13 protein-coding genes are annotated in these 12511 nt (G+C 63.2%); 11 read left to right on the top strand and 2 right to left on the bottom strand.

Annotation, left to right across the window (positions count from 1 at the left end):
* Positions 1–55: 55 nt before the first annotated feature.
* From JG747_RS27480 to sbmA, 3 genes are all read left to right on the top strand, one after another.
* The gene (locus JG747_RS27480) at positions 56–280 is read left to right on the top strand and encodes a hypothetical protein (RefSeq protein WP_019856916.1); all 225 of its coding nucleotides are present in this window, start codon (positions 56–58) and stop codon (positions 278–280) included.
* 117 nt (positions 281–397) lie between these two features.
* Complete coding sequence (locus JG747_RS27475; protein ID WP_202360426.1) at positions 398–1558, top strand: YbfB/YjiJ family MFS transporter; 1161 nt, start codon at positions 398–400, stop codon at positions 1556–1558.
* Between the two features lie 114 nt (positions 1559–1672).
* Entirely contained in the window at positions 1673–2932 is a 1260-nt protein-coding gene (sbmA, locus tag JG747_RS27470; RefSeq protein ID WP_019856917.1) for a peptide antibiotic transporter SbmA, read from the top strand.
* Positions 2933–2962: 30 nt separating this feature from the next.
* Here sbmA and JG747_RS27465 read toward each other — a convergent pair whose 3' ends face one another.
* On the bottom strand, positions 2963–3970 hold the full coding sequence (locus tag JG747_RS27465; protein ID WP_202360425.1) for a polysaccharide deacetylase family protein: 1008 nt from the start codon (positions 3968–3970) through the stop codon (positions 2963–2965).
* 215 nt (positions 3971–4185) lie between these two features.
* Here JG747_RS27465 and JG747_RS27460 point away from each other — a divergent pair, with 215 nt between their 5' ends.
* Together JG747_RS27460 and der are read left to right on the top strand one after the other, a co-directional pair.
* Positions 4186–4851: a tetratricopeptide repeat protein gene (locus tag JG747_RS27460; RefSeq protein WP_019856919.1), complete on the top strand. Its 666-nt coding sequence runs from the start codon at positions 4186–4188 to the stop codon at positions 4849–4851.
* A gap of 63 nt (positions 4852–4914) precedes the next feature.
* Positions 4915–6354 (top strand): ribosome biogenesis GTPase Der, encoded by a 1440-nt coding sequence (gene der, locus JG747_RS27455; RefSeq protein ID WP_202360424.1) that lies wholly within the window; start codon positions 4915–4917, stop codon positions 6352–6354.
* A gap of 18 nt (positions 6355–6372) precedes the next feature.
* Here der and JG747_RS27450 read toward each other — a convergent pair whose 3' ends face one another.
* Entirely contained in the window at positions 6373–7290 is a 918-nt protein-coding gene (locus tag JG747_RS27450) for a LysR substrate-binding domain-containing protein (protein WP_202360423.1), read from the bottom strand.
* A gap of 119 nt (positions 7291–7409) precedes the next feature.
* Here JG747_RS27450 and JG747_RS27445 point away from each other — a divergent pair, with 119 nt between their 5' ends.
* The 6 genes from JG747_RS27445 to JG747_RS27420 all read left to right on the top strand — a co-directional run bounded on the left by JG747_RS27445 (position 7410) and on the right by JG747_RS27420 (position 12507).
* Positions 7410–8702: an MFS transporter gene (locus JG747_RS27445; protein ID WP_202360422.1), complete on the top strand. Its 1293-nt coding sequence runs from the start codon at positions 7410–7412 to the stop codon at positions 8700–8702.
* A 145-nt stretch (positions 8703–8847) separates the two neighbouring features.
* Positions 8848–10032, top strand: coding sequence for a cell wall hydrolase (locus JG747_RS27440; protein WP_202360421.1), 1185 nt, complete (start codon positions 8848–8850; stop codon positions 10030–10032).
* Positions 10033–10288: 256 nt separating this feature from the next.
* Entirely contained in the window at positions 10289–10696 is a 408-nt protein-coding gene (locus JG747_RS27435; RefSeq protein WP_010914825.1) for an AtpZ/AtpI family protein, read from the top strand.
* A gap of 84 nt (positions 10697–10780) precedes the next feature.
* Positions 10781–11539, top strand: a complete 759-nt coding sequence (locus JG747_RS27430) for a F0F1 ATP synthase subunit A (RefSeq protein WP_019856924.1) — start codon at positions 10781–10783, stop codon at positions 11537–11539.
* A 76-nt stretch (positions 11540–11615) separates the two neighbouring features.
* The gene (locus JG747_RS27425; RefSeq protein ID WP_013896722.1) at positions 11616–11840 is read left to right on the top strand and encodes a F0F1 ATP synthase subunit C; all 225 of its coding nucleotides are present in this window, start codon (positions 11616–11618) and stop codon (positions 11838–11840) included.
* Between the two features lie 67 nt (positions 11841–11907).
* The gene (locus JG747_RS27420) at positions 11908–12507 is read left to right on the top strand and encodes a F0F1 ATP synthase subunit B (RefSeq protein ID WP_038645349.1); all 600 of its coding nucleotides are present in this window, start codon (positions 11908–11910) and stop codon (positions 12505–12507) included.
* Positions 12508–12511: the final 4 nt, after the last annotated feature.

Here is a 12511-nt window from a genome sequence, read left to right as displayed (position 1 = left end):
TGACGAGAGGGAACGGCAGACTTTATCGATGGGAGCCAGATCCGAGGAGCCGGAAATGTCAAGGCTGTTGTCGTCGCTGAAGGTTCTGTTCGCCATGGGCACGCCGTCCGGGTCGCGCGCGCAGAACGACACGCAGACATGGCTGACCGATCCGCTGTCGCATCCCGTGCTGAACACCATGTCGGAGCGTGAATTGGGTGACGTGCCGTTCAGGCTGACGGCCCGGCGAACGGTGCACGAGACCGCTTCGTTGCATGCCGGTTTGGGTGGGCGCAGCTAAGCCGATGACGCGCCTTCAGCTCAATTAGGAGTCGAACCCGTCGCGCCTCTCTGCGCGCGCACTGGCCCAACGGATGGTGGATTGTTTCAGCGATCCCTGCATTTATTGTGCGCTGCAATGAGATCGGCCACCTCAACAGCGCTGCGCTTCACCGTCGCCGGCATGATCGCGATGGCGATGGCCATGGGCATCGGCCGCTTCGTCTATACACCGATCCTGCCCGGCATGATGGATGAGCTGCATCTGTCGCCGGCCAATGCCGGGTGGATCGCCTCGGCCAATTATCTCGGCTACCTCATCGGCGCGTTTGTGGCGGCGGGCGGCTGGGCGCATGGCCGCGAGCGTCTGCTGATGCTGGGCAGTCTTGGCGCCAGCACCGTCCTGGCGGCGCTGATGGGGCTGACCGACGCCATGGTCGCCTTTCTCCTCATCCGCTTTCTGGCCGGTCTGGCCAGCGCCTTCGTCATGGTGTTCATGGCCAGCATCGTTTTCAGCCACATCAATGCCGCCGGTCGTGGCGACCTGCAGGCCTGGCATTTCGGCGGTGTCGGCCTCGGCATCGCGATCTCCGCGGTGATGATGGCGGTGCTGGTCACCGAGCATGCCGGCTGGGCTGCGGGCTGGTTGTGGTCGGCGGCAATTTCAGCTTGCGGCTTCGTGGTCGTGACGCTGCTGGCGAACGAAGGCCCGCTGGCCAACGGCCAAGCCGTCCGTGAGCCGGCCCTGCCGAAAGACCGGTCGCTGATGAAGATGATCGTCGCCTACGGCCTGTTTGGGTTTGGCTATGTGGTGACGGCGACGTTCCTGGTCGCCATCGTCCGCCAGGGCGGCGGCAGCCGCGTCTTCGAGGCCATGGTCTGGCTGGTCGCCGGCCTCGCCGGTTTTCCCTCGACCTGGTTGTGGCAGAAGATAGCCGGACGGGTCGGGCTCAATGCAGCCTATGCGTTGGCATGTTTCATAGAAGTGATCGGCGTCACCGCCAGCGTGGCGCTTGGCGGATATTCCGGGCCGCTGCTTGGCGGTCTGCTGCTTGGCGGCACCTTCATCGCCATCACCGCGCTTGGCCTGCAGGTCGCCCGCCAGCAGGCGCCACAGGCGCCCCGGCGCATCTTTGCCTTGATGACGGCGTCGTTCGGCCTTGGCCAGATCGTCGGCCCGATCGCCGCCGGCCTTTTGGCGCAGATGTCAGGCAATTTCTTCCTCGCTTCGATTGTCGCTGCGGCCATGCTGGTGGTCTCCGGCGTCATCACGTGGTCGGCCGTGCCAAAATCGCCATGATTTGTGGTCTTGCTCTGCGCCGGGCATCGGGCAGGCATTTTCTTTCCCCCTAATGTGTGACTTTATGCCCGCCGAAGTCAGCTGATTTGCCCATCAAGCAAGGAATTCGCCACAGTGTTCGTATCCTTCTTCCCGCAGCCGAAGCTCTTCTTCTCTTCGGCCGCCATCTGGAGCCTTGCGGCGATCCTGTTCTGGTTTTTCGGCGGTGAGCAATTGGGCGCGATTTTTGGCCTGCCGGCAGCCGCCGCCGACGCGCCGCCCATCATCGGTATCGCCGTTCTCGTGTCGAAGCCGTTCCTCTGGTTCTACATCTACTTCGTGGCCTGCGTCGCCATCTTCTACGCATTCTGGAGCTGGTATTCGCCGCATCCGTGGCAGCGCTGGTCGATCCTGATGACGGCGGTCATCCTGTTCTTCATCTATTTCAATGTGCAGGTCAGCGTCGCCGTCAACGCCTGGTACGGGCCTTTCTTCGACTATGTGCAGGGGCTGATGTCAGGGACCGGAAAATCGACCAACGGTGAATTTTATACCGGGCTGGCCGACTTTTCCTGGCTGGCGCTGGTCGGCATGAATGTGCAGGTGGTCAATGCCTTTATCGTCAGCCACTGGATCTTCCGCTGGCGCACGGCGATGAACAACTACTTCATCGAGAACTGGGCTAGGCTGCGCCATATCGAGGGTGCTTCGCAGCGCATCCAGGAAGACACGATGCGGTTTTCGCAGATCATGGAAGATCTCGGCTCCAGCTTCGTCCAGTCGATCATGACCTTGATCGCCTTCCTGCCGGTGATGATCCAGCTGCAGGCCCATATCAGCGAATTGCCGATCATCGGCGCGATCCCGCAGCCCCTGGTGGTCGCGGCGCTTGCCTGGTGTCTGTTCGGAACGATCTCGGTGATGATTGCCGGCCTGAAACTTCCGGGGTTGCAGTTCCGCAACCAGCGCGTCGAAGCCGCCTACCGCAAGGAACTGGTTTACGGCGAGGATCATGTGGATCGTGCACAGCCTGCCACCACCGCCGAGCTGTTTGCCAATGTCCGCCACAATTATTTCAGGCTCTATTTCCACTACATCTATTTCAACGTCGTCCGGTACACCTACCTGCAGGCCGACAACATCTTCTCGCTGCTGATCCTGGGTCCGTCACTGGTCGCGCACAAGATAACGTTCGGTGCGCTGAACCAGATCTCGAACGCCTTCGGCAAGGTGACGGGTTCGCTGCAGTTCCTCCTCACCTCGTGGTCGACCATTGTCGAGCTGCAATCGGTCCATAAGCGCCTGCGCGCCTTCGAGGCGACGCTGCTGGGCGAGCCGCTGCCCGATATCGATCAGCGCTATCTGGCAAGGCAGGGCGCCGAAGATCCGGCATAGTGAGGGTTTGACGTAAACCGGGTTGGCGGCTCAGCCGCCAACCGAGGCTTGCTTCTGGCCGGCAGCCTGCCGCGCGATATAGTCGTGAAAACTGATGCATTCGACGTCGGATTTGACGCAGACCTCGCCGGCGAAGCGCTCCAGCGCGTTCCAGTAGGCGCCGTCATTCATCAGCGTGAAGTGGAAGCCGAGTTCCAGCGGAATGCGCTTGCCCTGATATTGCGCGTCGAAGGCGGCGCGAAACGCCTGATAGGTCCGCTCGGCGAACTCGTCCGACTTGCTCGGCTTTTCGAAGCCGCCGGAATGCCTGACATAGAGATTGTAATCCATGGCGATCACCGGCCTGGAATTCGGACCTTCCGGGATCTGCGGCAGTGAAAAGCGGGTGATGCCGCCGATGGTCGGCGGCTGGGCAGGCCCTTGCGAGACGCCGCTGGCGTCAAACTCGTAGCCGGCGGCGGGCAGCGCCTCGTAAAGCGCCTTGCTGCCCGACAGATAGGGCGCGCGGAAACCGACCACGGAATGCCGGGCGAAATCGCGCCAGCCGGCGGGTTCAGGTGCGATGCCGTTGATTGCATAGGCGTTCTCGAGAATGTGTGCGAACGAGGCGAATTCCTTCAGCCAGTCGGCCTTGCTCCAGTCCTTGCCGTCGAAATGGCCGCAGGCGTGGCTGGCGATATCGTGGCCTTCATGCGCGGCGAGGCCGATCTGTTCCAGCCGCTCGGCCACCTCCTGTTTGGAAGCGGCAAAGCCGATATTGGATTTACCTGCTGTTTTGCCCGGTGCGGTGTATTCGTTGCGTGTCTCCGGCGACAGCAGGAAGACGCAGGAGAGAAAATAGGTGAAATGCGCGCCGGTGCGCTGCGCCAGAGCGCGGCTGCGCTTCCACTGCGAGATGTCGCGGGCGCTGTCGAACGAGATGATGACCACCTGCTTCGGCTTTGCCGGCATTGGCGGTGCGGGCGGATCGGCTAGAGCGGCGCCGGCACAGGCGAGGGAGGCAAGCGCGAACGCAGCAACGCGGGACAAACTGGGCATCGGCAAACTTACAGGCTCCGGGCGGTCACAAGCCGGCTATCCCCGAATTGTGGCGTGGGTGCGATTGGGCTTTTTGGGCGGTTTGGCCGGGCAAACATCCGTTTGCCCCTGGGGAATAGGCGATTTTCCGGCCGAACCCCTTCCATGCCGACAAAATTTCGCTAAAACGCGGGCTCATGAACCGCCCCGGCCCGGGGCAAAAGTGGTTTTGATTGATGTCCGACGACAGTTTTATCCGTGAAGTCAACGACGAGATGCGTCGCGAGCAGGCGCAGAAGCTGTGGGACCGTTTCGGCCCGGCTTTGCTCGTCATCGCGATCCTCGTGGTGCTCGGCACCGCTGCCTTCGTTGGCTATCGCTATTGGGACGAGACGCGCGCCAACCGCTCCGGCGATGCCTTTTCGCAGGCGCTGAAGCTGGCCAATGACGGCAAGAACGACGAGGCGCTGGCCGCGCTCGACCAGCTGGAAAAGGATGGCTACGGCGCCTATCCGCTGCTTGCTCGCATGCGTGCCGCCACCGTCAAGGCGAGCAAGGGCGACACTGCTGCCGCCGTCAAGGATTTCGACGATGTCGCCGCCGACACCGCCATTCCCCAGGGCATTCGCGACATGGCGCGGCTCAGGGCAGCGCTGCTGCTCGTCGACCACGGTTCCTTCGCCGACGTCTCCAGCCGCGTCGAGGCGCTGACATCGGACACCAACACGCTGCGCCACACGGCGCGCGAGGCGCTCGGCCTTGCCGCCTGGAAGGAAGGCAAGACCCAGGATGCGCTGAAACTGTTCGACCAGATCGCGGCCGATGACGGAGCCCCGCGCAACACCCGCGAGCGGGCAACGCTGATGTCCGAGCTGATCCGCGGCTCGGGCAATGCCTCGTAAGTGCATGTCGCCCAAAAGTGTGCAGCGGTTTTGGGACAACGACATGCATGATTGTAGGACCGTATGACCTTCAAAGTCGCCATCATCGGCAGACCTAACGTCGGCAAATCGACCCTTTTCAATCGGCTGGTGGGAAGGAAGCTGGCGCTTGTCGACGACACGCCGGGCGTCACCCGCGACCGTCGCGTCCATGCCGCCAAGCTTTACGATCTGCATTTCGATGTCATCGACACAGCTGGTTTCGAGGACGCCGGCGCATCGACCTTGCCCGGCCGCATGCGCGCGCAGACCGAGATCGCTATCCACGAAGCCGACCTGATCTTCTTCACCATCGACGCCAAGTCCGGCCTGCTGCCCGACGACAGGACCTTCGCCGAGATCGTGCGCAAGTCCGGCAAGCCGGTGGTGCTGGTCGCCAACAAGGCCGAGGCCAAGGGCGCGCAGGGCGGCATGCTGGAGGCCTGGGAACTCGGGCTGGGAGAACCGATCCCGGTTTCGGCCGAACATGGCCAGGGCATGCCCGATCTGCGCGATGCTGTGATCGCGGCGATCGGCGAGGCGCGCGCCTTCGGCGAAGACGAAGAGGGCGAAGACGACGAGATCGCCGCCACCGAGGTGCTGATCGGCGAGGACATTGCCGACCCTGACGCCGAGGATGTGCACACCTACGACGACACCAAGCCGATGCGCATCGCTGTCGTCGGCCGCCCGAATGCCGGCAAGTCGACGCTGATCAATGCGCTGATCGGCGAGGAGCGGCTTTTGACCGGACCGGAAGCCGGCATCACCCGCGATTCGATCTCCGTCGACTGGGATTGGCATGGCCGTCGGCTGAAGCTGTTCGACACGGCCGGCATGCGCCGCAAGGCCAGGATCCACGAAAAGCTGGAAGTGATGTCGGTGCAGGACGGCTTGCGCGCCATTCGTTTCGCCGAGATCGTTATCATCGTGCTCGATGCCACCATTCCCTTCGAGAAGCAGGATCTGCAGATCGCCGATTTGATCATCCGCGAGGGCAGGGCGCCGGTGATCGCCTTCAACAAATGGGACCTGATCGATCATCCGCAGGAGCTTCTGGCGGAACTGCGCGAGAAGACCGAGCGGCTGCTGCCGCAGGTGCGCGGCATCCAGGCGGTGCCGGTCTCGGCCGAGACCGGGCGCGGCCTCGACAAGCTGATGGATGCGGTATTGCGGACCCACAAGGTCTGGAACAGCCGCGTCTCAACCGGCAAGCTCAACCGCTGGCTGGAAGCCATACTGGCGCATCACCCGCCGCCCGCCGTTGCCGGGCGCCGGCTGAAGGTCAAGTACGTCACCCAGGCCAAGACGCGGCCGCCGGGCTTTGTGGTCCAGTGCTCGCGGCCGGATGCGATGCCGCAATCCTATGTGCGCTATCTCTCCAACAGCCTGCGCGAAGCCTTCGACATGCCGGGCGTGCCGATCCGCATCGCGCTGCGCACCTCGGACAATCCGTTCGCCGGCCGGGCCAAGAAACGCGGCTGAGCGTCAGTACTCGTCCGATCAGGCGACCGCACGCAAGCCCACAATCCGCGCATTGCCCGGCAATGCCTGCCGCGCTGCCTCCAGCAATATGTCTCCGAGGCGGGCCGCCACCGGCTCGGGTTCGGCATCCCGGCGGTGCAGGAACAACGCCATCTTGGGCAGCGCCGGCAGACCGGCAATCTCTGGCGTCATCGCACTGACGCTGGCCGGCAGGCCGATATCGGTACGGATCGTCAGCCCCAGCCCCGCCGCGACAGCCGCCCATATGCCGCCAAGGCTCGGGCTGGAGAAGGCCATGCGCCAGGGCAGCCCGGCGCGGTCGAGCGTTTCCGTCGCCACCGTGCGCAACAGGCATGGCGCCTCGAGCGCCACCAGCGGCAGCGGTTCTCCGTCGCGCAAACTGGTCTCGATGCGCTTTGCCGGGCCGATCCAGCGCATTGGAACATCGGCGACATGCTCGCTGTAGGGCAGCGTCTGGCCGCTGTGCCAGGCGAGAGCGATGTCGAGGTTGCCTGACATCACCCTTTCGGCAAGCTCGTGGCTGCGCGCGATCCTTGCCTCGATCTTGACCTTGGGGTGGGCGCGGGCGAAGCGGCCGAGCACGTCCGGCAGCACCGCCTCGCCGAAATCCTCCTGCAGGCCGAGCCGCACCCAGCCCTCCAGTTCGACATCGTGGATGGCCGCCGCCGCCTCGTCATTTAGTTCGAGCAGCCGCCGCGCATAGCCGAGCATAGTCTCACCGGCCTCGGTCAAGGCCAGCCCACGCCCCGATTTGCGGAAGATCGGCGTCGCAGCCTGCTCTTCCAGTTTCTTCAATTGCGCGCTGACCGCCGAGGTCGACCGGCCAAGCCGGTCGGCGGCCTTGGCAAAGCTGCCCAGCTCCATGCCGGTGACAAAACTGCGGAGAACGTCGAGGTCGAAGGTCACGCGTTGCATGGAAACGTCCTGCTTTTCAGGATTGATAGTCAAAAACTTCCTGATTTTAAGGATAAACCTATGGCGTTAGAGAAATGCCGTCAAGGTCCAGGCGACTGGGCCGTCACGGGAATGAAACCATGTCCGCCATCCTCGACTGCACCGACAAAGACACGCAGAAATTGCTGGGAGGCAGTGCTGCCGGCCCTGCCGGAAGGGTGTTCAGCCCCGGCCACCGCTGGAAGGTCCTGGGCATCGGTGTCGCCGCCAACGCCAGTTTCTCGGCCACCTTCTCCGGCATACCGGCAACGGCGGTCGTGCTGCGTCAGGGCTACCACCTAAGCAATGCCGAACTTGGCCTGGCACTCGGCCTTCTCGGCTTGGGCGTTGCGCTCAGCGAATTGCCCTGGGGCTTGCTCACGGATCGCTGGGGCGATCGCCGCGTGCTCCTGATCGGGCTTGGCGCGACGGCGGCCTGGCTCCTTGCCATGGCCATGCTCGTCGTGCCGACAAGGTCGGGCGTTCCCGATGTCATGCTGCTGTCGGCAGGCCTGCTCCTCACCGGACTGCTCGGCGGCAGCGTCAACGGCTCGAGCGGCCGCGCCATCATGGGCTGGTTCCGGGAAAACGAGCGCGGTTTCGCCATGAGCATAAGGCAGACGGCGGTGCCACTCGGCGGCGGTCTCGGCGCGCTTGTCCTGCCGTCGCTTGCGCTTGCTTTCGGCTTTTCCGCGGTGTTCGCGCTGCTGGCCGGCGCCTCCGCTCTCTCCGCGCTGTTTGCCTGGCGCTGGCTGCACGAACCGCCAACGACGGGTCACGTCGTTACGTCCGCCGTGGCCGGACCGGCGCCGCTGCGCAACATCAAGGTCTGGCGCATCGCCACCGCCATCGGCCTGCTCTGCTTCCCGCAAGTGGCGGTGCTTACTTTCGCATCGGTGTTCCTGCACGACTTCGTCGGGCTGGGGACAGCGGCGATCAGCGCGAGCCTCGCAGCCGTGCAGATCGGCGCCATGGTCATGCGCGTCTGGAGCGGCCGCTTCACCGACCGCCATGGCAACCGTCGCCAGTTTCTGCGCTCGTGCGGTGCGCTCAGCGGGTTGGCCTTCTCTGTGCTTTGGCTGATGGTCCTGACCAGCCCCGCATTGCCGGGCGGCCAGTCCTTTCTGATCGCCGTCCTTCCCTTGGTGTTGATTGTCGCGGGCATCTCGGTCTCCGCCTGGCATGGTGTCGCCTATACCGAGCTTGCCACGCTTGCCGGCGCCGGCCATGTCGGAACCGCGCTCAGCCTGGCTAACACCTTTGTCTTCGTTGGCTTCTTCCTTGTGCCGGTGGCCATTCCGGGGTTGCTGCACCTCTGGTCCTGGTCCGGTGTCTGGCTGTCGGCTGCCGTCTGCGCGCTGATCGCCTGGCCGGTCTTCCTGCGACCCGCCTGAACGCTCCGGCCGTAAAACCGCCCGACTTCGAAACCACGACCTTGAGCCGACTGAGAAAACCCGATCGATCCCGTTAACGTCCCATCAAGGTTAATGCATCATTTTGCTCTCCAGTGGGGTCAGTAGCGTTCCTGGAGAGAGTTCCGTGCATCGACGCGTCTTGAAGCGGCTTGTCGCCGCCGCCGGTGAGAAGAAACGCAATTTTGTGTCTCCTTTCATCATCGGCCTCGGCATCTGGATCGGCTTCCCGACCGTTGCCGCCTATCAGGACATGACCAGTCTCGTCTCCGGCCTCGAATCGCCGACCGCGCGCTGGAATTCCTATGTCGAGAGATCCGTCGCCGGTTCGACCCATGCCGCCGAGATGCCCTTTGTCGATTCCGGCGTCACCGGCTCGATCTCCGGATCGGGCATTCATCTGGCTGGCGTCGGCAACGTGTCGTTTCGCGGCAAGGGCGGCAAGGTCAGTGGCTCGCCCGACGAGGACCGCGTGGTGCGCGCCGACAAGAAAGGCCGCATCGTCCAGGTGTCTCCCGTTGCGCCGCCGAAAAACTTCAACGCCGGTTCGATCTTCCAGCGGACCTCTTCCTTGATGCGGCCGAGCATGGACGGCGGCCTGAAGATGGCTTTCGCCAAGCCGCAGATCAAAGGCAAGGAAATCCAGATCGCCGCGGAATTCCACGCGCGTGAGGACAAGAAGCCGGATCCCGGCGTGCCGGCCATGCTTGCCGCTTTGGTCAACAACGATCATCCGGATGTTCTGGCGACGGCCTACGCGCAATCCGAGCCGGACTATGCCAAGGCCTCGCCCTTCGAAGCTCTGCTGCAGGATGAGCAGCCCAATAGCGGCCGCTTTATTCCGCCGATGGCCAAGGGCGACCATTCATGGATCCAGAACCCGCTTCCGGCCAGCGTCTTCTCCAAGCCTGAGCAAAAGTGCCTGGCCAATGGCATCTATTTCGAGGCGCGGAGCGAATCCGTGCGCGGCCAGGCCGCCGTTGCCCAGGTCATCCTCAACCGCGTGCGCAACCCGGCCTATCCCAATTCGATCTGCGGCGTGGTCTACCAGAATGACAGCTGGTTCAACCGCTGCCAGTTCTCCTTCGCCTGCGACGGCCGAAAGAAGCGCATCGAAAGCCCGGCCGCCTACAAGACCGCGCAGGACATCGCCATGGCCGTCACCGCCGGCAAGATATTCATTCCCGAGGTCGGATCGTCGACCCACTACTATGCCCAATATGTCCATCCGGGCTGGGCGCGCACCATGCAGAAGATGACCAAGATCGGCCTGCATATCTTCTACCGCACCTATGGCGGCGGCTGGAGTTGAGAGCTCGCCGGCCGATGGTCTTTTCCATCGGCCACAGGCTCGATCAGGGAGCCATTGCCGGGAGGATTCGCACGGCACATCCCCATCATCGCGACGGGCACGATGTCGCACCTCACTAATTAATTGATTTTATTGCTTAAAATACATGGCAATGATCTTCCGCCCGTGGCTTGACGGGCGCAAACCCTCTAACTATGTTGCCGGCGACTTTAGAAGCGGACGGACGGTGACGGTCTGACCGGGCAGGGGGGTTGCGATGGCCGATAAAAGCAGGCCAGACGGAACCGGAGAAACCGGCCGCGGCAAGCAGCATGAACCTGACATCCGCGACGACGATCTTGAGCGACGTCGGCGTGAACTTGAAGCATCGCTTGCGACAAGGCTGCCGAACCGGCTCGAGGGGAAAGACGACGCGAAAGCGGGCAGTGCGGCCGGATATGGCCAGGCGGTCAAACTCTCCAGTGAATTTATCGCTGGTGTGGTGGTGGGCGCCGGCATCGGCTGGATCATCGACCGTATGGCGGGGACATCGCCGTGGGGTCTGATCGTTTTCCTGCTGCTTGGTTTTGGCGCCGGCGTGCTCAATGTCATGCGTTCGGCAGGCGTTGTGGCAGAATTCGGACAGGGCGATAAATCGCGCTCTGGCCGGGACGACAGCAAATGACCGCCCTTCAGGCGGCATTCGGAAATAGCCGCCCTCGTGCGGCAATGGTAATTTGGCCGTACGCGGCATTGACGGGGTTAGAACGTGGCAGCTGACAAGGTCGATCCGATCCACCAGTTCCATATCATCAAGCTGGTTCCGATTAACATCGGCGGCTACGACCTGTCCTTTACGAATTCGGCATTGTTCATGGTCGCGACCGTGGTCGTCGCCGCCGCGTTCCTGTTCCTCACGACATCGAGCCGCAGCCTGGTTCCCGGCCGCCTGCAGTCGATCTCCGAGATGGCCTATGAATTCGTCGGCAACATGCTGCGCGATGCCGCCGGCACGCAGGGCATGAAGTTCTTCCCCTTCGTGTTCTCGCTGTTCATGTTCGTGCTGGTCGCCAATCTGCTCGGCCTGTTCCCCTATTTCTTCACCGTCACCAGCCACATCATCGTCACCTTCGGCCTCGCCGCCTTGGTGATCGGAACCGTGGTGGTTTATGGCTTCATGAAGCACGGTCTCGGCTTCCTGAAACTCTTCGTGCCGCATGGCGTGCCGGTGTTCCTGCTGCCGCTGGTGGTGCTGATCGAAGTCATCTCCTTCGTCTCGCGGCCGGTCAGCCTCTCGGTTCGTCTGTTCGCCAACATGCTTGCCGGTCACATCACGCTGAAGGTGTTTTCGGGCTTCGTCGTCAGCCTCTCCGCTCTCGGCGCGGTCGGCGTCGCGGGCTCGGTCCTGCCGCTGGCCATGGCGGTGGCGCTGACGGCGCTTGAATTGCTGGTCGCCTTCCTGCAGGCCTACGTCTTCGCGGTGTTGACCTGCATGTATCTCAACGACGCCCTGCATCCCGGGCATTGAGGAAAAGTTTCCGGCCCAACGACGTCGGCGCCGGATGGAAACGCAACGGAATTTCAGATCCAAAGGAGTTGAACAAATGGACGCAGAAGCAGCAAAGTACATCGGCGCCGGCATCGCTTGCCTGGGCATGGGTGGCGCAGGCATTGGCCTGGGCAACATCTTCGGCAGCTACCTGTCGGGCGCGCTGCGCAACCCGTCGGCTGCTGATGGCCAGTTCGGCCGCCTGATCTTCGGCTTCGCCGTGACCGAAGCTCTGGGCATCTTCTCGCTTCTCATTGCGCTGCTGGCCCTGTTCGGCTGAGCCAGGCTTTGGGAAGATTGGACAGGCCGGCCGCGCGAGCGGCGGGCCTGATATCTGGGGATAGTCCATGTTCGTGACATCTGCCTTCGCGCAAGAGTCCGCGCCATCAGCCGATACCAGCCACGCCGCGACCGGAGCCGATACGCACTCCGGTACCAGCGTGCCTGCCGAAGCGCATGGCGCATTTCCGCCCTTCGATCCTGCGACTTTCCCGTCGCAGCTTCTATGGCTGGCGATCACTTTTGGGCTGTTCTACCTCTTCCTGAAGCGGGTCGTGGTGCCGCGCGTCGGCGGCATCATCGATGTCCGCAACGATCGCATCAGCCAGGACCTCGATCAGGCAGCGAAGTTGAAGGGCGAGGCCGACGCCGCCGTTGCTGCCTACGAGCAGGAACTGGCGGAAGCCAAGAAGAACGCCAGCTCGATCGGCCAGCAGGCCGCCGATGCTGCCAAGGCGGAAGCCGAGACCGCACGCAAGAAGATCGAGGCCGCGCTCGACGAGAAGCTTGGCGAAGCCGAGGCGCGCATTTCTTCCATCAAGGCCAACGCCATGAAGGAAGTCGGCAGCATTGCCGAGGACACTGCTTCGGCGATCGTCGAGGCCCTGGTCGGCGGCAAGGCCAGCAAGGCCGAGATCGCGGCCGCGGTCAAATCCGTGGGCCGGTGAGGAG

The sequence above is a fragment of the Mesorhizobium sp. 131-3-5 genome (assembly GCF_016756575.1).
Classification (GTDB): domain Bacteria; phylum Pseudomonadota; class Alphaproteobacteria; order Rhizobiales; family Rhizobiaceae; genus Mesorhizobium; species Mesorhizobium jarvisii.
Note: the sequence above shows the minus strand (reverse complement) of the source record. Positions and strands in the feature narration are given on the sequence as shown.

Bases quoted from the DNA above. Each gene is read 5' to 3' on its own strand.
- JG747_RS27480 (WP_019856916.1), top strand. From the start codon at position 56: ATGTCAAGGCTGTTGTCGTCGCTGAAGGTTCTGTTCGCCATGGGCACG.
- JG747_RS27475 (WP_202360426.1), top strand. From the start codon at position 398: ATGAGATCGGCCACCTCAACAGCGCTGCGCTTCACCGTCGCCGGCATG.
- JG747_RS27465 (WP_202360425.1), bottom strand. From the start codon at position 3,970: ATGCCCAGTTTGTCCCGCGTTGCTGCGTTCGCGCTTGCCTCCCTCGCC.
- JG747_RS27460 (WP_019856919.1), top strand. From the start codon at position 4,186: ATGTCCGACGACAGTTTTATCCGTGAAGTCAACGACGAGATGCGTCGC.
- der (WP_202360424.1), top strand. From the start codon at position 4,915: ATGACCTTCAAAGTCGCCATCATCGGCAGACCTAACGTCGGCAAATCG.
- JG747_RS27450 (WP_202360423.1), bottom strand. From the start codon at position 7,290: ATGCAACGCGTGACCTTCGACCTCGACGTTCTCCGCAGTTTTGTCACC.
- JG747_RS27445 (WP_202360422.1), top strand. From the start codon at position 7,410: ATGTCCGCCATCCTCGACTGCACCGACAAAGACACGCAGAAATTGCTG.
- JG747_RS27435 (WP_010914825.1), top strand. From the start codon at position 10,289: ATGGCCGATAAAAGCAGGCCAGACGGAACCGGAGAAACCGGCCGCGGC.
- JG747_RS27425 (WP_013896722.1), top strand. From the start codon at position 11,616: ATGGACGCAGAAGCAGCAAAGTACATCGGCGCCGGCATCGCTTGCCTG.
- JG747_RS27420 (WP_038645349.1), top strand. From the start codon at position 11,908: ATGTTCGTGACATCTGCCTTCGCGCAAGAGTCCGCGCCATCAGCCGAT.